The sequence below is a fragment of the Paenibacillus sp. 1A_MP2 genome, assembly GCF_052244825.1.
In the GTDB taxonomy this organism is placed as follows: Bacteria; Bacillota; Bacilli; order Paenibacillales; family Paenibacillaceae; genus Paenibacillus; species Paenibacillus vandeheii.
The window spans coordinates 1611374-1631132 of sequence record NZ_JBQQCS010000001.1 but is presented as its reverse complement, the minus strand read 5'-3'; the positions used below and the strand labels follow the sequence as shown (position 1 = coordinate 1631132).

Below are 19759 nucleotides of genomic sequence, written 5' to 3'. Positions count from 1 at the left end.
AGAACAAAACATACAGCATTTCATTTTCCTTATCCTCCAATTTTTCTCGAAAACGCAAAAAGACCGCAACATCCCCTAATAAAAGGAGATTTGTGGTATACTTCATGTAGTATATTCTGACAAGAATAATCTTAAATCTACCTTATAATTACGATTAGATACAATGTTTGTACTTCGTCTTTAGTAGCTAAATATCTCGAAACCACTAAGAGGCGTTGCGCTTTGAACTTTGGCGAGAGTTTTATGTATCAATGTATTTCAACTAACTTAGAAAGCAAAGAATCGTTCACGATGTCTTCTGTTCTTATTAGTCTTACCAAAACTAAGAAATTCTAAGTTACTAATCCCATATACGTTAAGACTGGGAAAATGCTTTTCTCTTTTTTCGTTTTCAAATCCCGATCCGCAATTTTTTAAAGTTAGTCGTAGTTACGCCATTTAGTTTTGAACATGCTTCTACACCCATCATGAATTCACTCTTCCATTGATCCAAACAACGTTATCTCAGCTTTGTTTCTTATGGAACTGGTTGTTTTTTTTAATTCTATCTATAATTCCTGCATCAATTCCTATTCTTCTAACACTTTTCACAGTGTAAAAACCGAGTATCACATACAAAATACCTACAACCCAAATAAATGACATAAAATTAATACTATCATTAACATTAAGAATAGGGATGATAACCGACAAAGGAATTGCTAAAAACGGAAACTGTTTTGTAGTTTCTACTCTTGATATTAAATAACTTGAAATAAAATTCAATTCATTCAAATGAATTTTTTCTATTTTCTTATCAATTTCTGCGATTTCATTTATACCAAAAAAGAACAAGGGATATCCCTTGAATAAATAATTCTTCGCTAAAATATTTTTTAAATTTTCAATTTTTTCAACAATTCCTTTATCCAAATCATTTATAACATTAATATGAATTTGATTTTCTTTAAATTTTAATACTAATAGCCCCTTTTTCTCAAAATTCAATAATTTCCTATATAATTTATTTGAAATTACACCATCATATAACTCAAAAATCAATGTAATCTCCCCCTTGTTTAAACAATGATAAGTTCTAAATAATAAAAATCTATTGTCTACAGTTATTCGACAAACAGTTCCATATTCCTACTTTTCTCAATAATATATTCCGAAAAGGTATCTTTTCGGAATATATGTTGAGTTACTACTTGGACTCACAACAAAAATAGAGCTGAACGTATTGTGAGATGAATTGAATACGCTTAGCTCTATTTTTTATTATTTTTACCGTCTATGGTAAAGTATTTAGTTCATGTTGATTTCGAAACTGCAATAAGACTTCAACATTGTCCTTCTTCTCTTCATTCAAAGTTCCCTTTTGAAGATTAAGCAAATATTCAACAATTTCCTGTGTAAGATTTAATCCATCAGCTTCAATGATATCCTTCGGTCTTAATATATTAGCCTTTAGTAGCATATCCACCGCTTTATTAATTAACATTGGTCTCGGAACGCTAAGAATATCATCCAGAGGTTCTTTCTTCCGCATATTTTTTTGATTCATTTGCTTCATAAGATAGGTGTACTGATTGTAGTTAATCGCTTCTAAGTGAAACGCTCTAACTATCATCGCTTGAATAGATACTTTCCATTTTTTCTTTAAGTCAATATAGAAGCTAAGATTATTGGGATAATGAAGATCTTTCAAAAATGCATTTTTTGGTAAAAGAAATGCTCCTGCAAATGAATCTGCTTGATGCTCAATTAATCGATGTTCCTCAAGATAGATGTCATTGTAGTCAGTGTTCCAATTATGAAGAAGCATGTGTCCTAATTCATGAGCTGTATCAAATTGTCTCCTACTTGCTGATTGCTTCCCGTCTCCAAGAATAATCACGTATCTCTCGCGATTATTAATCATTTGCCTTTGACTAAAAGCATCAATTTTATAAGTATCTGTTGCCAACGAAGTTATTACGAATCCATTTTTCTCTAACAAGAATACAATATTAGATATCGGGTCTTCGTTAACTCCCCAATATTTTCTTAATGAAAGTGCAATTTCTTCAATATCTTCACGTTCCAAAACACTGGGGTTATCTAATTTATTCTCAGGTAAGTTAATCAGGTCGCTGACATTAGGCAAGTTTATTAAAGGAAAATCAATGTACTTTTCAAGGTAATCACAAAGTTTAGAAAAGTATCTTGTTTTTTCAATTTGAGATAATCGTTCCTTTTTAGATGTTGATACTAACGATCTAAAAAAAGTGTTTCCAACCAGTATTTCCTCAAGGGTATCTGATTCATAGAAATACTCCCTTGGGAACTTAAGAACATACATTAACTTCATGAGTGTTTCTAAAGTAGGTTTAGTTTTACCATTCTCAAATTGTGAAATCGCCTGTTTAGATACACCCGAGAGTTCCGCCAACTCGGATATCGTAAATCCTAAGAATACTCTTGCTGATTTTAATCTGTCCTTGTTAAAGGTACTTACGATAGCCATAGCTAACTCCTTTCTCAGAATTTATTTTTCACTCATCTTGATCCTTGTGTATACTTTTAAGTTTGAGTAAGTTTTGAATTTCCTGATCCTGTTTTTGGTTTGAAAAATCTGAATAATTTGATTCAACTACAAAACCAACAGTATCATCTTCGTTGTTGTACCCAACAATGTAATGACTTAAGTCTTCTTCATAAATTGGGGTTAAAACAATATCTGGATGAAGAACCCTGCTCTTGGCTGAGATAACTTTTCCATGAACCACATTGTAGGTAATAAGTTGAACTACTTCTACGTCCATATTTTTCATTACAATATTAGCCTTATTTTGAATAAGGACATCTCTTGCTGAAACTATTTCCCCTTCAAACATTTCTAATTGACCTCTTATTGGAAGAGGTTCATTAATTAAGTATTTGTTTTTCATAGCATAAGCATACAAGTAATGAATACTTGTATTTTCATCATCAGCTCTATCAATTTGCTCCTGAAATGTGCTTTCTCTCAGGATTACATACAAGTGTTTGTTAAAAATTGAGTAAAGCCGTATATGCTCGTACCCATTTTCTCTATAAGTATCAATGATATACATATCTTTAAATACTTCATATACAAGTTGATTAACTTCATCGGAGTTGGAGTTTCTATACTTATTTTTGGTTATACTATTATCTGCATACTTTTTTTCACTGTTCACTCCAGTTCCGTTTACAAAACACTCAACCAATTTTCTCTTCTCATTAAAATCGTGCAAGGTAACAGTCTCCAAAAAACACCACTCCTCTCGTATGTGTATATGATTTTACTATTTTACCTCATTTTTGTCCAGTGATTTACTTAAGACTCTGTAAAACTTCCGTGTCAAACTCAATATACACTGTTGAACTCAAACTCTTCTATTATGTGTTTCACGTTACTTACCCCTGCCTTAATCTTTATTTGGTTTAAAGTTAGTGATTCATCGTTCGACTTCAATTCCCCGATTGCCCACAATACTCTACGTTTTTGAAACGCTTCAGCATCTTCTACCACCTGCTCAAGAAAGGTTCGAGTACGTGGCATCTTCTTTAAATGTTTAGGCATTAAACATTTGCTACCTATGATCTCCTGTATTCTTTCCAAAGTGATGCGGCGTGGCTTCCCTCCTTCACTCATCAACTGTTCTGCAATCTCAGCAACTTTTTCAAGAACTTCTAAATCTCTCTTTTCCCAATCATGACGTGTTGTACCAGCCTTCGGTGGCAACTTTTCGGGCATGTGATCCATAAGAAATTCTCGGTCATACAGGTAGAGCCACGCATACACCTTGGGATTAAGCTTCCTCAACTCCAATCTACCATGATGAGGATAATCATTTCGCATTTGCAACCATACTTCTCGTCTCTCCCTTTTAGCTTGCCTTCTGTATTCTTCAGTCATTGTTTTCTTCATAATTTCTCTCTTTGGCAGAGATGTTTTACTCTCATGACCATCTATTTCAGATGGATCGCTATTAAAAACTTCCTCCAGTGTCAGTCCCAAAAATTGCATAACCAGTAAATGACGAATAGGATGGAATCCTTTTCGATGTTTTTGGAAAATTAGCTTTAACCAACTACTATCGCCATTTGCTGATGATTGGAGAATTTCCAGCAGTTCAACTCCATAAAAATCAACAAATTCTGCTCTTAACCGCTTATAATCAGTTCTTCCCTTATTAGAGGCATAGCCTTTCCGCATCAACTGATTTATATAGTGTTTATGAAACCAATCCATTGGACGATGAGGGTATTTGAAATTGAGCAACTTCTCAATGTTGTTCACGATGCAACTGTATTGACTCAATAGTTCTTTGTCAGCAATTTCTTGAACAGAATGATCAGAGCAATGATCCTGTGTTGGAGCTATGAATGCATACTTCGTTCTTTCTCTCATCAAAACCGAGCTTTCAGAAAGCCATATGCCATGTTTGATGCAAATTCGAACGCCTGGAATTTGATGAATTCGCCTCCAATAGTATTCACCATGTCTCTCCATATCTAATTGATTGCACAATACACAGTATTGGAAATGAGTATGTGGCTTTATAGCTGACGACATCAAACCAATGGCATTATGCAGATCCCTCCCATGTTCATCAAGCATACTCTCATATATGGCGTGCGCCTGCTCTTCATCTCGAAAAGCCGTATAAAAGAGGTACATTGAGTTGTGGAGAATAAGTTGATTGGTTGATATTGTTGAGCTAACAGGTAAATTTGATACTATATTGCTGATGCCTGGTTGCAATTCCAAGCAGGCTGTGAAGCTATCTGTTCCGAATATGTCCATCAAGATAGCCCTTTTACTTATGTTGCCACTTCGAATCCCAAATCTGGCAAGCAAACTATGCAATAATTCGTCCTCGTAAGGAATCGGAAATTGAAGCATCATTCGATTTCACTTCCAGCGTCTATTGAAAAGTCTGATGCAATATATCCAGCATCTTTAAGCACCTGATAGGCAGTTAAACCATTCTCCTTTCCTGCCTTAACCAACTTCCGCAAATCACGTTCATCTTCGATTTGCGGTCGTGTCTTGCTTGTAGCTTGCATATCTTCAATTAGACCAAGATGAAGCTTATAAGCTTCCTGTACAACCTCTTGAACGGTTTGGACACGTGGCATTTCCGAGAGGATTTTGCCGACATTATGTTTGGCATCTTTTTCTGGAACCCCTAATAGTGTTAATCGCACTACGGCATCCTGTTTCAATCGCTCAGCTTGCACCTGTTGTTCTTTTTGTGTTTTCTGAAACGTTTGAAGCAAATTTCCTAAATCCAGCTTGGATTGCTCCGCCGCTATAAATCCATCGATTGGAGCAATATTGATATCGCCAAACCTGGCAATGCCGTTCAGGTTGCCTGAGCGAAGCGCGTTCAACATCGGCTCAACTAATTTCAGGCTATCTTTAACGACACCCTTGATGATCTGTGGGGTTATCGTTTCTGTCCCTGATGTTATCGCACGTATCTGAGAGAACATAAAAATTTTAACGGCAATGTCCGTTATTCCGCAACTCGCTTCATATATCGTATCATTCAACTCTGTTGTTAATTCCGTTGGATTCCGAACCCACTGATGGTCCCAAATCCCTTCGATGAAAAGCCTCCAACTCGGCTCAGATTTCTTCATTGGTAGCCAGGCAACGTCACCCTGGCCACTACCTCGTCGTGCAATACGGAAATCAGAGAAAAGGGATTGAGCGGTGGGAGTTCCAATTAGGATAGTTGGAAGACCTATAGAATTCGATAACGTAACAAAGAAGGAGAGCATTTTTTCCGCACCGCCACTTTTTGCTACGGATAAGTTTTGGATCTCGTCTACGCAAAGAAGCCCTAAGTTACAGCCCCTTGCGATTTGGGCGACAATCGGCATCAAAGAGGCGGCAGATAATTTAGTGTTTTTGCCAAAGCGATCCATGTAATTTGTCCCGAGGAGCTGATCCAACTCTACAAAAAAATTATTAATTAGCCCTCTAATTGAGCCGTCTGGAGGGCATTCCAAACGCAGAAATACAACCTCATAGGCGCTTAATTGAACACCATTGTACTCCGAATGACTAATGATTTGTGGCATCATAGAGAGAATGCGATTGATAGCCGTGCTCTTCCCCATACCACTTACGCCAACAATGGTCAGTCCCGAAGAAGAAGTTTGTATGTTTTGATGGATTTGCCCCCTTTGAATATCTGCATATCCTTGAACCATTTGGCTCGCATAGGTAGGCTGTATAGGGTTTCGATTGACATAGCCCTGCCGAATCAGTCTCGATATTCGATTTTCAAGGTCAATGTGAAGAGGCATCACCTGAAAATAGCCAAGCAGTTGCTGGATCATGTGAAAGCGGTAATGACTGTCGGCATAGCGTTCTTCCTTATCAAAGTGAGGGTAACTACTCAGGGCTTGAACTACTTCTTCTTTAGACATGATAGAGGGCAGTGCCTCAATCATTGCGTTGTCTTTGTATTGACTCACGATTTGCGGTGAATATTGAGCTACTTGTGCCAAAGCCCCGTTAGGAATCTGTATCCATTCATTCATGCTATTCCTCCCCTCGTTTCTTTTTCAACAAATCGAAATCATTAAAATAGTCAATGTTGCCAGCGGAATCCACATTGTCTTTAGAATTCATTGATTTTCCGAACCCAAGCTGAGCGTGTATGGATTCCTCATTTCGCATGAGTTGCTTTTCAAAATTCCGATAGTCTTGAATTCCACGAAGTTTTTCAGCTTTTGTACCCGAGACATATTGCTCTTTCGTTTGCTTTTCCGCTTCCTGTACAATAGCTTCGATGTGTGTGATGAGATCAATTTGAGGTTGTAGCTCTTTTTCTGCATGTTGCGCCTTTTGCATCCGCTCAAACTCCTGCAAATACTCAATTTCCTCCTGAGTGCGACCATTATATTGATTGTACTGGCTTAACAGATAGCAAGGTTCATACCCATTGTCACCCACTCCCCGTAGATATATCGTCCCGAGATTTCGTGGATCGTAGCTCACAGAAAGTTTCCAGGTTCCCGTGCGCGCTTTTTCCATCCACCGCTCTTTAAGTGCCGTATGACTGCTATAAAACAAGCCTTTGAATTTTAACCCCTGGTAAGTCACCAGGCATTCAGCAGTTGGAAGCAGGTTTAGTAAGACAACTGACTTCGAAACTTCTCTCAATTTTCCCGATCTATATTGCACACCCCATTGCCAGATTTTTGATGGGATGCTCTCTACATCATCGCTGATCATCATTTCCTCGCGAGGATAATTCGGCAGGTAGTGGTTGTTATGATAGAGCACGCATCGGATGATGATCTGGGTGAACTGGTATAAATCCAATTTTGCATCCAATCGATAATCGCGTGAGGAAGGACCTCTCTGCCTAAAATCAGGATTGATGATCCCAGGCAACATCATTTTCGTCAAATCATTTGTCGTTCGGAAATGTCGCTCAAGAATTGCTTTCAAATCCCCACGATACGATGAGGTATTCTCAATCTTGACATGCAGATTACTTATAAGGGTCTCTGCATCTTTCGTAAAGAGTTCCCCGCGATCCCCAAGAATGGTTTCGGGTAGGTGCTTTGCCTCCCATTCTTCTGGTCGGATATCGATTCCATATTGCTTGCAAAACTCTACTTTATCTTCGCAACAATTTGCAATTGCCATTGCCGCAGAGAGCCAGCTTGTTTCCAAAGTGACATGGATCGAAGTGATGCATCTGCTGAAGACATCCTGGGTGTATACGAGGTAGGGACGTCCAATTATCCAGTTCCTATTAATTCTTGAAACCAAATATACATCGAAAGCAGTCGCATCGAACAAGTAGCGTGACCCTGGTCCAATAGTTTCTGCCGTTGCACTCCCCAACACAGGACGGTGAAGCAACTCATATTTTTTCGAACTAAACCTCGTTGAGACTTCCTTTTTGATGCTGTTCTCCTTCTGGAAGAAGTATTTAAACTGCGCATATGTCGGCAATTCATTAGCACCTTGGATAATAGGCATCTTTATGCCATCCTCTATTTTATGCTCCTGACTATAGAACTCCTGAATCATCTTTTGAAAAGCAAACGTGAGCGGTGCTTTCTTCGAGGTATAATAATATTTTTTTAATGAGACTCGAAATATACGTTCAACCTCCTCGTCAACATTAATTCCCGTATCCTGGCTGTATTTTCGCGGCCTTCCCGTTTGGCTTGACCTGAAGCTTTCGTCTTTCCAGCGCCTCCTCTTTTATCAAACGATGGAGCCAAAGCGTATTTGACCTTGCCCTTGACCCAAAATGATTTCAGGTATCGTCCAATAGTTTTTGTGCTGACTCCTGAAAAGTCCGATGCTTTTTGGATTAGCTTCATACGAGAAGCCGTGTCGAATATGGCTGGCTCATGATCTACTAATTGATTGATGCTCGCCCAAGCATCCTCCATTTGAACCCTTGCCTTTGCAGATAAAAGCTCCTCGCATACGAGAGAGAACCACTGATCCGCGACCACATGAATCACTTCTTCCTGTATTCCTCTCTCTATATCCTCAATCAATCGTAGTTCAGGGAATCGATTCATGAAGATGTTAATGATATAGCAATGGACTCGTCCAGCATCGATCCACAAAATTCTTTCTATTTGCTTTGGATCTCCTCCATATTGGAGCATTGTATTAACAGCTATCCTGGGCAAATATATCACTTCCTTTATAGTTAGCAATCTCGATGTATTCAGTAGAGTGGTTAAGATCAATAGTCTCATCCATATCGATTTTGATTCTCTTTCTGGCAAGTAAATGCTTGAACAGTAATAATCCTTTCCCTTGGTCTTCTGAGAATTGACTATCAAAGCGATCGATTGCATTTTTTATCGATCCTTGCTTACCACTCAACAACTCCAATAATAATTGGCTCTCGCCTGCAATCTGCTGCTCCGAGTAGCCCCAATCACTTAGTCTTCTTGTGGCGTGTAACCATTCAATGTTCTTTGCTCGCACGGCATTGATTTCAGAAGAACTGATCAGTGCCCAGGGAATACCTTTTTTGTGCCAATATCGGCGAATGACCTCATAACGTTCAATGACTGAGTTTTTTTCAAATTCCCTCGCCTCTTTGATGTTGCGTGCAAAATTTCGCTCTTGCCCCTGCTCGTTTTTCATCGTTAATAAAAACGTGCTCGTTAAAATATGTGGAGTACCCGTTTTGCGATCCATTAGTTTTTTCGTTAAGTCATCATCTAAAATGTCTGTCATCTCATACAAATCCATGAGGGGATAATGCTCACGAATGTCAATTACTGCATCTGACCACTCACATAAGTAAAAGTATCGCGTCTCATTGTCTGTTAAAAAATGATGTACCCTGTCCGTTTTCCAGCCAGATACCCTACTGACTCTTCCGCGAGATGCAATGCTATGGACATTTAGCCATGGTTGATATTCTGCCCCACGCCCCTGACCTCTTCCTTCTTTTATGAATCGTTGTAGCTTAGCATCAGATATGTCGTAGTTAAATTTAGACATGTTCTCCCTCCCCACCCTTCAGTTTCAGAGAGATAAGATAGGCCTCCGTCGATTCAGGATATTTTTGACCGTAACTATAATTGGTTAAAACTAAGTTATTGATCGTGTCTCCCTCAAACATTTCTTCAACACTTTTTATTCCAAATTGATTCAACTCCTCTTCTTCAAGGAAACTGTGAATGTTATCATTTTCGAAAGAGATAACAAAATTATTAGGATTGATGAACTGTATTTCAGCCAAACTATTGACCTCTCCATAATAGAATTCAGCGAATTTTCCAATATTTTTGTCAATAAAATCAATTGTTTTGATTGGCAATAAGAAGGGAGTCGCCAATAACTTATTTACTAATTTTTGAAGCCTTCTTGTTTCTATATAAAAATCTAAAATAAGTACAACCTCTGTCTTTAGACCTTCGCCCGAATTAAACCTGACAACTTTACATCTATCCATGTTTATCAACCTTCTTTCTACTTTTTAAAGCACAAAAAAATGCATTGCCTATATGCGACGAGTCTCCTTTTTTTTAAAAGGAAACAGCATATATCCAATGCATTCATAGTTGGTTTCGGTGTTCTTGGCAACATTATACCCCATAGCGAACTAATCAACAACCGATGATTATCACGTTCTTTTGATCAAAACACGATTATATGCAACTCAGAAATCTATCATATAGAGACTTATAAACAAATGGGAAATGATTGTATTCATCTAAAGGACGGGCAGGAAGTTAGGCAGTGAGATGTGCACAAGGCAAAATTAAAAACAGGAGCGTGTTGACATGATTAAAAACACATTAGGTTATATCTTAGGCATCGCATTTTTGAGTTCGATTTTGGCGTTCATTGTATCAATTCTAATAGACGTTTTGCTGTATGTAACAGTTTACTCAGTTGTTCTTCTACCGCTTTGGGGAGCTTTCCGTCAACATAAAAATTGGACGAATGAAACGAGTGGATTGAGAAAGTGGCTGAGTGTATTTAGGAAGGTATTTAAACGGGGAAAGCCACGCTTGACATTTTACTTGATTGCAATTGTTGTTGTTGGATTTAGCTATGGGCAGATAACGGCAATATTAGGATACGTGGCTGGGGAATGATATCTATGCTGATAGCTTGGGAATCGGTTCGATATGTTCTATTAAAAGGAAAAAAGGTCGAGATCGTTTCGTTTGCAGTCGCATTAAAAAGTGTCTGGTAGTTTACGAGGAGAGAGAGGAGATTTCCTCTCTTTTTGTCGTGGAAAATGTGCGCCTTGAGTGGGTTTGCGAAATGAAATGTAAATAAATGGTTGCATATATAAAATGTCTTTAATTTATCAAGCTAAAATACAAATAAAAGTGTTATGCTACTTCGCAATCTTCTATGTGTGCGTCCCTACGGACGCTTAGCGAAAAACGTAGTTTCAATATTCGCCTACGCGTAAACCTTAGTTTTTATGCAATCTCCTCATTTGTGATAAGCTTAAAACTAAGCATCCCATCTCAGGGAAATATGCTTGATATAAGATAGCATTCATCCAAACATAGGATACACAACTTTAACGAGTTAAACCGATGACTATAGTTTGAATTATATGATTTTGCTATTGTTAAAATGGAATAGGATCGTCCTCTAAGTCAAATGATAGGTCTTCTGTTTCAACAATCGATTTCGAATTGTCTGCTGAATTAACTTTCTTTGCAGTGTATTCCGCCAAATACACCTGATTCGCTTTAGCTTCTCCAAAGTGCTTAATTACTTTTTCTTTTGTTAGCAGACTTCCCCATGCACCAGCGGCTTGCAATGATAGTACGACTTTTTCTGCGAATTCCAATGTTTCATTACTATAATCAGGGATCATATAAAAAGTGATTCTTTTGCCTCCTACATAGCCCTGATTGATCCGATAACTCAAAATCGCATCTGATATTTCGAGCATTCGACCTGGTAGTTTTTGATGATGAATTTTTATAATTAATCCTAATAGCGTGAGCATATTAATGGATCTGGTCACGGTTGATTGACTAATTTTCAATCTTTCCTTAATTCGATTGGTTGCGGAGAAAAACACATGCTGATTTTCGTAACTGAAGACCCGATATAATTTATCCTCCTGATGATCGTTGAAATACTCTAAGATGGCATAGTATTTTTGAATGAATTGAAACACTGCGGGATACGCTTGCTCCAGATCCTTTCTTTCTCCACGTATGTATTGCAGATTGCTCTGATACTTTTGAGCTTGTTGTAGCACCCATTCGTCCTTTAGTGTCAACCCAAACAAGTTGGCGAGTAGGCTTCGAGCGCTCTGGAATGCGTTCTCCGCGTCATCAGTTCTTCCAAAGACTATTTCGACCATATCAAAGATGTTCAGGCTAATTGTACCGCCCCAGCGTGCCTTTGAGAAATAGCGGTAGACCCCTGTCTCATCTTTTGAGATCCAGGCATCATTGCCAGCTATAAAATCGCAGTAATACCACTCATCTTCCTCCATGTTCAAATTGGTAAACACTTTGCCAAAAGCATTCTGGCTTTGGATGTAGTGCTCGAATTCCTGCGTTGTCGTTATAGCAGAGAAATCCTTGTTGTTTATATGGCTCCTGATGTGAAATTGCTGTATGCGATCAGTATTATGCAAATATTGTCGAATAATGTTCTTTGCGATTGTATTGGGCTTTACGTTTCCACCCGTGAAAATGCTGTAGATGTCCATATACTCTCCGATTATTGTAAAATATTATTTACATTTATATCGGCTCAGAAGAGACATTTCAATACAGTTTTAAAGTAAACTCTATTGCTACAGAAAAAGCAAGGAAACAAACTGTTCCCTCACCTTTCTCCTGTTGTATTGGATTTTTATTACTTTTTCAATCTAAAGACTTATAAGATTCAATTAGAAATACAATGTTCGTAGCCGCGAGATGTAACGCATATGCAACTAAGTGAGGAGGCAAATGAACTATACTTTCCCCCTGCCCATGACCACTGTTTTTGTTACGAATGGTAGGTAATCCGCTTTCCAGTGTATCCCTTAAAGAACTAAATTGTGTTTGGAGACTTATGGATAGCAATCCATTTTGAAATAGTGTATTTATCAGAGGTTTTGCTGTAGCATTTTCTCGAACTTCCCATCCTTTGCGCTTGCAAATCGTTTTCATGACGCTCTCGAAAGCCTTCAGAGCATCTGAAATTGCTTCTTTATGTCTTCCCTTGCGAAAGTGTTCGTGAGCAGACATGAACTCCTGAGATGCCCCTTCAAATCCTTCTTCAGACAACATACTAATTGCTGGCTGAACAGCTTCTTTGTATATATAATCCGAGTCAACTCTGACAATTTGCCCTTTGATATACTGATAACCAATAGCATGTTCACGGAAACGCTGATTGAGTTCATCAATAGCATCCTCAGCTCTTTGCGTTATATTAGCATTTTGCAAAACTGAATCATTCCAGTTTCGCACCACCTCGTCGATCCATAAGAAACTCATTTCAATAATATCCAAAACTCGTTCCGTAGTAGCATTTTGGATAAAATATTGGCATTGAGTATATGGATTATCGCCCTGTTCGCTGAGAGAAAAGATGCCATACTCTTTACACAATTGCTTATGAATTTGGAGCCAGATCTTATTAGATGGGCTGGTATGCGTCTCTCCGTAAAAATTAGTCTCATGATACCACCTGCCAATAGCATCAGACCATAAATGTATGACCTGAATTCGAAATTCTGCGGGGAAATTGTCGTATATAAACATCTCTGTATCAGGCTTCTTTCCTCTTTTGGAAAAGAGATCAAAAATCAAGTTGGCTCACCTCCATCGTCATTTTGATTATATCAAATTGCTAAAACAATATCTTCCTATTTCACGCTTTCCATTGCTACTCATCCAATGCAATAGAGTTTAAATATTAACTCCATAGACTGATCAAAAATTCAAAAAAAAAGGAGCCACTTTCCCGCTCCCCACTTCTCACTGTTTAGCTTACGGCTTGTTTAAAATCGTCAATTATCTCCGATAGCTGATACATCTCTCTCATTTTAGATGTCGGCGACCATTCGGCATGATCAATAAACTCAACAATACGTATAAGCGACTGTTTAGCTTCAGAACTAAGCATACCACTCCCTAAAAAATAGCTATTCTGAATCAACACTTCCGACAAAGAAAATGATCTGTCCTCTTCATCTAATTCATAAAACAAGGTTGGAACCAATACCTCATTTCTAATCCGCAATGCCTTAGCCAGCGCAAGTATCTTGCTTATGCTCGGAGAATTTCGCGCTCCACTTTCGAGTCTGTGGATATAGCCCGCACTAACTGACCCACCACTGGCATTTTCAAGATCCTTCAACGAAAAATTGCGCAACTTTCGATAATGCTTAATCAAAAGTGCGAATTTATCAGAACCGCCTGTTCCTTGTTCACTCTTTTCCCCTATTATGTTTCCGTCCATGTTAGCCCTCCATTATTATTCCTGTTAGGAACCCTGATTTGTTTTTAACCCTACATCATAGTAGCCAATAGGATTGATTATAATTTTATGGAGAGACGGTTAACGATTGTTCATAAACCCTACTGCTTTTCCAGCTTAGTTTCATCTGATTCTTGTAATACAGTTTCCTTTGTAACAGCATAAAAAGGAGAACAACTCCATTGTTCTCGGATTCGATCTCCTTTGTAGCCCTATACTGATTTTTCCAACAGATAAGTTGTCCATTAATGCATTTATACTTTTAGTCTATCATCTACGCCAATGGCGGCATGAATGTTATTCGAATACTGTTCACTTATCAACTTGATTGACCTACTAATTTCCCCACTTTCCATACCCCAATTAATCATGTTGCCGTCGTCAATTGAGTTGTGTAATGTAGAGAGATTTATTATCAATCCTTACTACGACTGCCTCTATATAGGCGATAAAGATCCTTTAACATCTCCAAAGCAAGTTGAAAAAGCGACAATTTTTGAAACATATGCATAGTCGCAACAAACATGAGAAAGAAAGCAATTTGCATAAAAGGTCTGTTTAGCAGATCATGACCATACATTTTGTAAATACTCTGGTCCAAAAACAATAAACCGCCTCCCACCATTAGCCGAACTGTCAAAAGTAGCTTCTCTGGTTCCATATTTCATTCCCCTCCTTAAATCAACGATCTGTTTAGTCCGATTCCTGCCCTTTAACTCCCTTCAAACAAATAAAAAAGCACAGATCCCCCCCCCTTAAGGTAAGATCGGTGCTTCCGATTTGAAATATTCGATTTAGTTGCCTTCATTATACTCCATTACTTTGAGTCAAGTAAATAAATCCTTATAGTGATTGAGTATAAATTTGTCGGTAGCTCCCTCGCCATCTTAATGTTTCTTCTGCTTTATTTCAAATCAACGATCTTAACTGGAATTTGAAATCGATACTTAATTGCCTGCAATGCAAGTACGCTGTTGCAGTCATCAAGGGTATTAAACAAAAAGCGAACCTCGCATTCCGCCTCCGAGCCGTATAGACTAAATGCCAGGTCAATCAAGCTACGAGTGCCGCCAGTTAGGAAAGCTTGATTGTAAGCCTCCAGCCTTATAGTATGATCCTCAAAGTCGTAAAGCATTTCGATATTTTTGTACAACAGTTCTGTTCCTGAGAAAATGTAAAAGAGTGAGCACCGTTCAATGTCCTTGATATTCGTTTTGTCTCTTTCGCATAAATCATTGAATCGTCTTTTGTGCTCGTCTGAATGAAATTGCATACATATGCCTCCTTGATAATTGGTTTATACCTTATATGCATGCAAGCTATCAAAAACAAGTCTTGCATCTATTAAATTGATTCAATGTTGTAATGCAGTTTTAAGTATTGTTTTTCTTATTCGCATCCTCTCACTTCGCTCCTCTCCTGTTTCTATTATTATTGTGAATAGATGACGGTTAAAACCTGAAACCCCTTATAAACCAAGGGTTTTTGACTCCTCCAAGTATGTGAATAGATGACGGTTGAAAATTGATAGAAAACAAAAAAACCTGGAGCTTAAATCTGCTACAGGTTTGATGTATTAGAAATTCAAATTATAAATTGAATGCTTGATCCCGTTCCTCTCTATTGTCTTTTTTGCAATGAACCCCTTCTTGTGAAGACTCGCTGTCATTTTGGAAATTGAATCATGGCCCTTCTTACCAATTTTTTGAGCGATGTACTTTTGACTTGCCCAGCAATCAGCTCCTTTCTGAGATACAATTTTGCTCAGAAAGCTGTACAATTTTAACTCACCATCAGTAAGATCATTCAGCATCAATTTAACCGTTGCATTCTCAAGAGTAGTAAAGCCAGAAACGGAATTAAAGAAGGGACTTAAATAATAAACATACCTTTCGCCAGCTCTACGATTCCCTCTGCGTTTAGTGACATGTCCTTTTAAAACTAACTCCTTCATATTTCGCTCCAGAGTTCTCTCGGAAATTTGAGCGTACCTTTGGATGTCCAACTTACTAAAGTTTTTGATTCCCTCCAGGCTTTCTCCAAGCTTCATAGCCAAGTAAATCCGTGTTGCACAATCAGATAGAACGCTTAGATCATCGAAAAAGTCATTCGAAATGATGAGTTTGTTTTTTTTTGTATAATTTTCAAACTCTAAATACCCATATGCACCGCGAAGCTCCTCCGTATACTTGCCATGTTTGCCCTTAAAGTCTTTTGCATATATTCTGTCTGTCTCTTTGAAAATGTGGGATGCATCCAGACTCGGTGAACATCTTTCTCCCCAACAAACCATAACGTCTTTAATCGTCTGGATATTTAAGCCAAGGCTGTTCCGCAAAAACGGAATGATGAACATCATCACTTTATTCCGCAACCCTTCCTGGCTTCCAGCAAGCATCTTTTGTACGGCATCAGGAAGCCGCTCGAAGTCCAGCATATTGTAAACAGCTTTAAGGGTTTCAACCTTTATCTCCCCAACCACTTCAATCTCCCGTTTGTTTCTCTCCTTTTTCCTCTCTTGTCTGTATCGATTAGCGGTGTAGTTGGAATAGATTTTACCTGAATCTCGCTCAAAGGCTCTATCTGCTTAATCACATCGGGCAGACTGTTCAGCTTCTCGAAAACCTCAGTAATGTGATATCGCTTCTCCGTCCATGATACTTCTGTCGTTGGAACAATCTCTGGTTTTGTCGCGCTGTAATATTTGCTCTTAGAATCGAGAGCCTTGCAGTTAAAGCTGTATGGCATCCTAAGGACTCTGGCAGGATCTTGTAATGCCTCATCAACCTTGAAACCTTTTGCCAACATCAGAGCGGTAAATTTCTTGTAGATGTCTTTATCCGTGACCCTATGATTTAGCAGTATAAAGCTCTGAAACCCGTGACCTGAAAAAATATCAATTGTCTCAATGCCCAATTCTATTAGCCGTTGTTTTTGAGAATGAAATTCTTCTGCCGTTATGCCGTCAAAATCCATTGCCAAAATACTCGTAAACAAGGCATTTTCATTATTGACCTTTCCTTTTTCATACTTTTTCCCATCCTTCTTGAAAACTTCCAAGTGATAGTCAAACGCAAAGCTCGAAAAGTATAAGTCCACTCCTTTGCCATTTACAATCTGGAGAAACTTTTTTAGTTCGGAGGTATCCTTTTCACCGAGGTTCCATGTTCCGAAACTCCGTAGATACTCTCTTATTGATGGATCGCGCTTGACTGGTCTAAGCTCGACTCTTCCCTCATTCCAATGTTCGTCCGCAAGTTGCGGATGTACTGCCTTCATAAAACGGATCTGTTTCTCTGCTTGCTTGTCTATCTGCCCATCCGTCAAGACTGGCACTTGGTTAAAAATCTTCATTTCTTTCATCAAAATAGCCCCCTTTGCACAGGAGGCTTCAACTGACCCATTCTCTCTTTCATCCACATTTCTATTTAACATTAAACCGTCTCAAACATTTTCAAGATTATATTTCCTGATTGAGCGTAGTATAATTATTTCATAAGTGAACGAAGAGAGTGCTTGCGTGGACACAACTTTGGCGGGAGTGTTGAAAGCCTCTCTTTTTGTTTTTTTATGTTGTAGTCGAGGGCAACTGATTTGATAACTATTAATGCCTACAAGCAAGTCCGACCATTAATCAGTGTTAAGATGCTTGGTTAGCTTCGATCTTCACAAAACGATTTAGCTCCACAATGTAGTACCAACCTGTATCCGCCATATCCTCTCTCAGATCAGCCTCGTCAACCATCAGATCACTTACCAGTTGATTTAGCTCCCGATATTCCTCTTTCTTCAACTCTCCGTTTAAAAATTTAGCTCTATCATTCGTAGATAGCCGATAGATTTGATGCCCATACATATGCAGCACCCCCTTGATTTTTTGTTTATATATTTTATGCAAAATAAAGGGCATGCAATCGAATTATGTTGCGGAAAATGCTTATAATATAGAGTTAAAAACAACAAAGGATGAGCAATTACTTGTATCAACAATAGCAACTTCAAGGAGGATCACCGAGGCTCAAAATCGAGAAATTTAAGAAGAACATATTTTATATGGAGGTTTTTCGAAATGGAAAAATTGGTAATGTATAAGGATAAATTCTTTTTTTTGCAATCAATTAATTTTGATAAATATGATATGGAATTTGGTATTTACAATTTGGCTAATGAGCAAATTGGGAGCACATTTTTCGGATTTAACGAAGGTGCCAATCCTTTTGATAACGAAATTGAAACCGATGAGTTCATGGAATGGGTACAGGACGAGTCTCACAAGATTGAGGCAGAATTCAAGTTTTTGTTTGAGTTTTTTCATCCAGTCGAAGCGGCGGATGAGCTTGGATTTTCAGCCCCTCAATTAATGGAAATTATGAAAGATCGGTGGAATATCCCTGTCGAAGTCATGGACGAGATACTGCCTTGAGATGGCAATCAATGACAACGGTAACGACCTCCTAATGTAAGTAGGAGGTCTTTTGTTTTGTCGAAGTTTATCGACTCATATACACAGATTAACAATTTTTATATAATACAAATTAATGATATTTGATAAACGTTAACTAAATGATAAAATATAGTTGTGAGGAGGAGATCAAACATATGCGTAAAGATGTTTATGAACATACATGTAAGCAAATCGAGCTTGCCTACGAAGAAAAGAATGTGCTTGTCATCGAGAAGGAAACGGATTACATTATAACGAAAACCATTGCGAGTCTATCCACCATGTTCTCTGATAAACTGGTAGGTATAAATCTAAAAACTGAGAATTTTATGTATACGACAGAATATTTGCTGTCTCCTAAACATAAAAAAACCATCTTCAAATGGTTAGAACGATTATTTGAAATGGAGTTTCCTGCAAGCGATTTGGAATTCGGAAAATTCAAAGTGGACTTTGAAACGTGGTATTACGATCTTGGTGGCGACCGTATCGAGTTCGCATATCGTGATGACTATCTCTTAAAACCAAAAGATGCCGCAGAATTGCTAAATGTATCGAAAGTTACTCTCAATAAGTATATTAAACAAGGGTTGGAATGCTTAGACAACGGTTCTCAGAACAAAATTCCTAAACATGCAGTCGAACTGATGCGTGATGCGGTCTACTCTATACGGATGCAAATGAATTATCAGAAGAAAAAGAAATTAGAACAAACCCCTCAAGAGCGATTATTCGAAATCATTCAAGAGGTGGCTGAATTGCAAATGAGGTACGGTAAAAGGACTTATCAAGAAGCCTTCGAGGGTATGGCAGAGGGAGATTTGGAAGATCCAATTGATTATTATCGTTGGGAAGCCTTGAGCGAGGAAATGGATGAAATACTCAAAATTGCAGGGAGTACTAAAGGGAATTGATATGTATTTGAATTTCTAAACGCAATGCTTAATGAAAAGATACTTTAGCGAAGAAATCTATGAAAGGAAATGATTATGAAAATAATAACTTTATGTGGCTCGACAAAGTTTAAAGAACAATTCGAACATGCTAATGCATTTCTTACTCTTCAAGGAAATATTGTAATCAGCCTCGCCTTCTTTGAGCAGAGTGAAGGATTTGAGATAACTGAGGAACAAGCTGAACTACTTGGGAATCTTCATTTCAGAAAAATTGATCTTTCTGATGAAATATTCGTCATTGATGTCAATCGTTATATTGGGAGTAGCACAAAAAGAGAGATTGAATATGCGAAAAACAAAGGAAAAGCAATTCGTTATTACTCTAATGGTGAAATCCCCTCAAATGCGTTCAACTATCTGTGAATCATGTTCAATAAAGTCGCCTTTTATGTGTAA

Annotated in this window: 21 protein-coding genes; 4 read left to right on the top strand and 17 right to left on the bottom strand. The window is 38.1% G+C overall.

What is annotated here, in order from left to right:
- Positions 1 to 504 precede the first annotated feature (504 nt).
- The 9 genes from ACTWJ7_RS08170 to ACTWJ7_RS08130 form a co-directional block, all read right to left on the bottom strand.
- Complete coding sequence (locus ACTWJ7_RS08170) at positions 505 to 1041, bottom strand: hypothetical protein (protein WP_443145321.1); 537 nt, start codon at positions 1039 to 1041, stop codon at positions 505 to 507.
- 232 nt (positions 1042 to 1273) lie between these two features.
- Positions 1274 to 2488 carry a helix-turn-helix domain-containing protein gene (locus tag ACTWJ7_RS08165; RefSeq protein ID WP_443145320.1) on the bottom strand — a complete coding sequence of 405 codons (1215 nt, stop codon included), beginning with the start codon at positions 2486 to 2488 and terminating at the stop codon, positions 1274 to 1276.
- Between the two features lie 28 nt (positions 2489 to 2516).
- Positions 2517 to 3254 (bottom strand): hypothetical protein, encoded by a 738-nt coding sequence (locus ACTWJ7_RS08160; protein ID WP_443145319.1) that lies wholly within the window; start codon positions 3252 to 3254, stop codon positions 2517 to 2519.
- A 98-nt stretch (positions 3255 to 3352) separates the two neighbouring features.
- Positions 3353 to 4897, bottom strand: a complete 1545-nt coding sequence (locus ACTWJ7_RS08155) for a TnsD family Tn7-like transposition protein (protein ID WP_443145318.1) — start codon at positions 4895 to 4897, stop codon at positions 3353 to 3355.
- Entirely contained in the window at positions 4894 to 6546 is a 1653-nt protein-coding gene (locus ACTWJ7_RS08150; protein WP_443145317.1) for an ATP-binding protein, read from the bottom strand. Before ACTWJ7_RS08150 ends, ACTWJ7_RS08155 begins: the two co-directional genes overlap by 4 nt.
- A gap of 1 nt (position 6547) precedes the next feature.
- The gene (locus ACTWJ7_RS08145) at positions 6548 to 8002 is read right to left on the bottom strand and encodes a Mu transposase C-terminal domain-containing protein (protein ID WP_443145316.1); all 1455 of its coding nucleotides are present in this window, start codon (positions 8000 to 8002) and stop codon (positions 6548 to 6550) included.
- 104 nt (positions 8003 to 8106) lie between these two features.
- Positions 8107 to 8673, bottom strand: coding sequence for a hypothetical protein (locus ACTWJ7_RS08140; RefSeq protein ID WP_443145315.1), 567 nt, complete (start codon positions 8671 to 8673; stop codon positions 8107 to 8109).
- Positions 8654 to 9502: a TnsA endonuclease C-terminal domain-containing protein gene (locus tag ACTWJ7_RS08135; protein WP_443145314.1), complete on the bottom strand. Its 849-nt coding sequence runs from the start codon at positions 9500 to 9502 to the stop codon at positions 8654 to 8656. Before ACTWJ7_RS08135 ends, ACTWJ7_RS08140 begins: the two co-directional genes overlap by 20 nt.
- Positions 9495 to 9956: a hypothetical protein gene (locus tag ACTWJ7_RS08130; RefSeq protein ID WP_443145313.1), complete on the bottom strand. Its 462-nt coding sequence runs from the start codon at positions 9954 to 9956 to the stop codon at positions 9495 to 9497. The genes ACTWJ7_RS08135 and ACTWJ7_RS08130 overlap by 8 nt, the downstream gene beginning before the upstream one ends.
- Positions 9957 to 10287: 331 nt before the next feature.
- Here ACTWJ7_RS08130 and ACTWJ7_RS08125 point away from each other — a divergent pair, with 331 nt between their 5' ends.
- Positions 10288 to 10605 carry a hypothetical protein gene (locus tag ACTWJ7_RS08125; protein WP_443145312.1) on the top strand — a complete coding sequence of 106 codons (318 nt, stop codon included), beginning with the start codon at positions 10288 to 10290 and terminating at the stop codon, positions 10603 to 10605.
- Positions 10606 to 11096: 491 nt separating this feature from the next.
- Here ACTWJ7_RS08125 and ACTWJ7_RS08120 read toward each other — a convergent pair whose 3' ends face one another.
- From ACTWJ7_RS08120 to ACTWJ7_RS08085, 8 genes are all read right to left on the bottom strand, one after another.
- Entirely contained in the window at positions 11097 to 12200 is a 1104-nt protein-coding gene (locus tag ACTWJ7_RS08120; protein ID WP_443145311.1) for a hypothetical protein, read from the bottom strand.
- A 157-nt stretch (positions 12201 to 12357) separates the two neighbouring features.
- The gene (locus ACTWJ7_RS08115) at positions 12358 to 13293 is read right to left on the bottom strand and encodes an STM4504/CBY_0614 family protein (RefSeq protein WP_443145310.1); all 936 of its coding nucleotides are present in this window, start codon (positions 13291 to 13293) and stop codon (positions 12358 to 12360) included.
- Positions 13294 to 13468: 175 nt separating this feature from the next.
- Positions 13469 to 13945 carry a helix-turn-helix domain-containing protein gene (locus ACTWJ7_RS08110; protein ID WP_443145309.1) on the bottom strand — a complete coding sequence of 159 codons (477 nt, stop codon included), beginning with the start codon at positions 13943 to 13945 and terminating at the stop codon, positions 13469 to 13471.
- 433 nt (positions 13946 to 14378) lie between these two features.
- Positions 14379 to 14624, bottom strand: a complete 246-nt coding sequence (locus ACTWJ7_RS08105; RefSeq protein WP_443145308.1) for a hypothetical protein — start codon at positions 14622 to 14624, stop codon at positions 14379 to 14381.
- Between the two features lie 243 nt (positions 14625 to 14867).
- Complete coding sequence (locus ACTWJ7_RS08100) at positions 14868 to 15236, bottom strand: DUF6075 family protein (protein WP_443145307.1); 369 nt, start codon at positions 15234 to 15236, stop codon at positions 14868 to 14870.
- A 303-nt stretch (positions 15237 to 15539) separates the two neighbouring features.
- Entirely contained in the window at positions 15540 to 16445 is a 906-nt protein-coding gene (locus ACTWJ7_RS08095) for a helix-turn-helix domain-containing protein (protein ID WP_443145306.1), read from the bottom strand.
- Positions 16430 to 17326: a hypothetical protein gene (locus ACTWJ7_RS08090; protein WP_443145305.1), complete on the bottom strand. Its 897-nt coding sequence runs from the start codon at positions 17324 to 17326 to the stop codon at positions 16430 to 16432. Before ACTWJ7_RS08090 ends, ACTWJ7_RS08095 begins: the two co-directional genes overlap by 16 nt.
- A 277-nt stretch (positions 17327 to 17603) precedes the next feature.
- Entirely contained in the window at positions 17604 to 17819 is a 216-nt protein-coding gene (locus tag ACTWJ7_RS08085; protein ID WP_443145304.1) for a hypothetical protein, read from the bottom strand.
- Positions 17820 to 18032: 213 nt separating this feature from the next.
- Here ACTWJ7_RS08085 and ACTWJ7_RS08080 point away from each other — a divergent pair, with 213 nt between their 5' ends.
- From ACTWJ7_RS08080 to ACTWJ7_RS08070, 3 genes are all read left to right on the top strand, one after another.
- Positions 18033 to 18386 (top strand): hypothetical protein, encoded by a 354-nt coding sequence (locus ACTWJ7_RS08080; protein ID WP_443145303.1) that lies wholly within the window; start codon positions 18033 to 18035, stop codon positions 18384 to 18386.
- Positions 18387 to 18562: 176 nt separating this feature from the next.
- Positions 18563 to 19321, top strand: a complete 759-nt coding sequence (locus ACTWJ7_RS08075) for a helix-turn-helix domain-containing protein (protein WP_443145302.1) — start codon at positions 18563 to 18565, stop codon at positions 19319 to 19321.
- Positions 19322 to 19396: 75 nt separating this feature from the next.
- On the top strand, positions 19397 to 19726 hold the full coding sequence (locus ACTWJ7_RS08070; protein WP_443145301.1) for a hypothetical protein: 330 nt from the start codon (positions 19397 to 19399) through the stop codon (positions 19724 to 19726).
- Positions 19727 to 19759 lie beyond the last annotated feature (33 nt).

Coding starts and splice junctions, on each gene's coding strand:
- ACTWJ7_RS08155 (WP_443145318.1), bottom strand. CDS start 4,897: ATGATGCTTCAATTTCCGATTCCTTACGAGGACGAATTATTGCATAGT.
- ACTWJ7_RS08075 (WP_443145302.1), top strand. CDS start 18,563: ATGCGTAAAGATGTTTATGAACATACATGTAAGCAAATCGAGCTTGCC.
- ACTWJ7_RS08090 (WP_443145305.1), bottom strand. CDS start 17,326: ATGAAAGAAATGAAGATTTTTAACCAAGTGCCAGTCTTGACGGATGGG.
- ACTWJ7_RS08080 (WP_443145303.1), top strand. CDS start 18,033: ATGGAAAAATTGGTAATGTATAAGGATAAATTCTTTTTTTTGCAATCA.
- ACTWJ7_RS08085 (WP_443145304.1), bottom strand. CDS start 17,819: ATGTATGGGCATCAAATCTATCGGCTATCTACGAATGATAGAGCTAAA.
- ACTWJ7_RS08105 (WP_443145308.1), bottom strand. CDS start 14,624: ATGGAACCAGAGAAGCTACTTTTGACAGTTCGGCTAATGGTGGGAGGC.
- ACTWJ7_RS08125 (WP_443145312.1), top strand. CDS start 10,288: ATGATTAAAAACACATTAGGTTATATCTTAGGCATCGCATTTTTGAGT.
- ACTWJ7_RS08100 (WP_443145307.1), bottom strand. CDS start 15,236: ATGCAATTTCATTCAGACGAGCACAAAAGACGATTCAATGATTTATGC.
- ACTWJ7_RS08130 (WP_443145313.1), bottom strand. CDS start 9,956: ATGGATAGATGTAAAGTTGTCAGGTTTAATTCGGGCGAAGGTCTAAAG.
- ACTWJ7_RS08070 (WP_443145301.1), top strand. CDS start 19,397: ATGAAAATAATAACTTTATGTGGCTCGACAAAGTTTAAAGAACAATTC.
- ACTWJ7_RS08110 (WP_443145309.1), bottom strand. CDS start 13,945: ATGGACGGAAACATAATAGGGGAAAAGAGTGAACAAGGAACAGGCGGT.
- ACTWJ7_RS08150 (WP_443145317.1), bottom strand. CDS start 6,546: ATGAATGAATGGATACAGATTCCTAACGGGGCTTTGGCACAAGTAGCT.
- ACTWJ7_RS08165 (WP_443145320.1), bottom strand. CDS start 2,488: ATGGCTATCGTAAGTACCTTTAACAAGGACAGATTAAAATCAGCAAGA.
- ACTWJ7_RS08145 (WP_443145316.1), bottom strand. CDS start 8,002: ATGCCTATTATCCAAGGTGCTAATGAATTGCCGACATATGCGCAGTTT.
- ACTWJ7_RS08120 (WP_443145311.1), bottom strand. CDS start 12,200: ATGGACATCTACAGCATTTTCACGGGTGGAAACGTAAAGCCCAATACA.
- ACTWJ7_RS08135 (WP_443145314.1), bottom strand. CDS start 9,502: ATGTCTAAATTTAACTACGACATATCTGATGCTAAGCTACAACGATTC.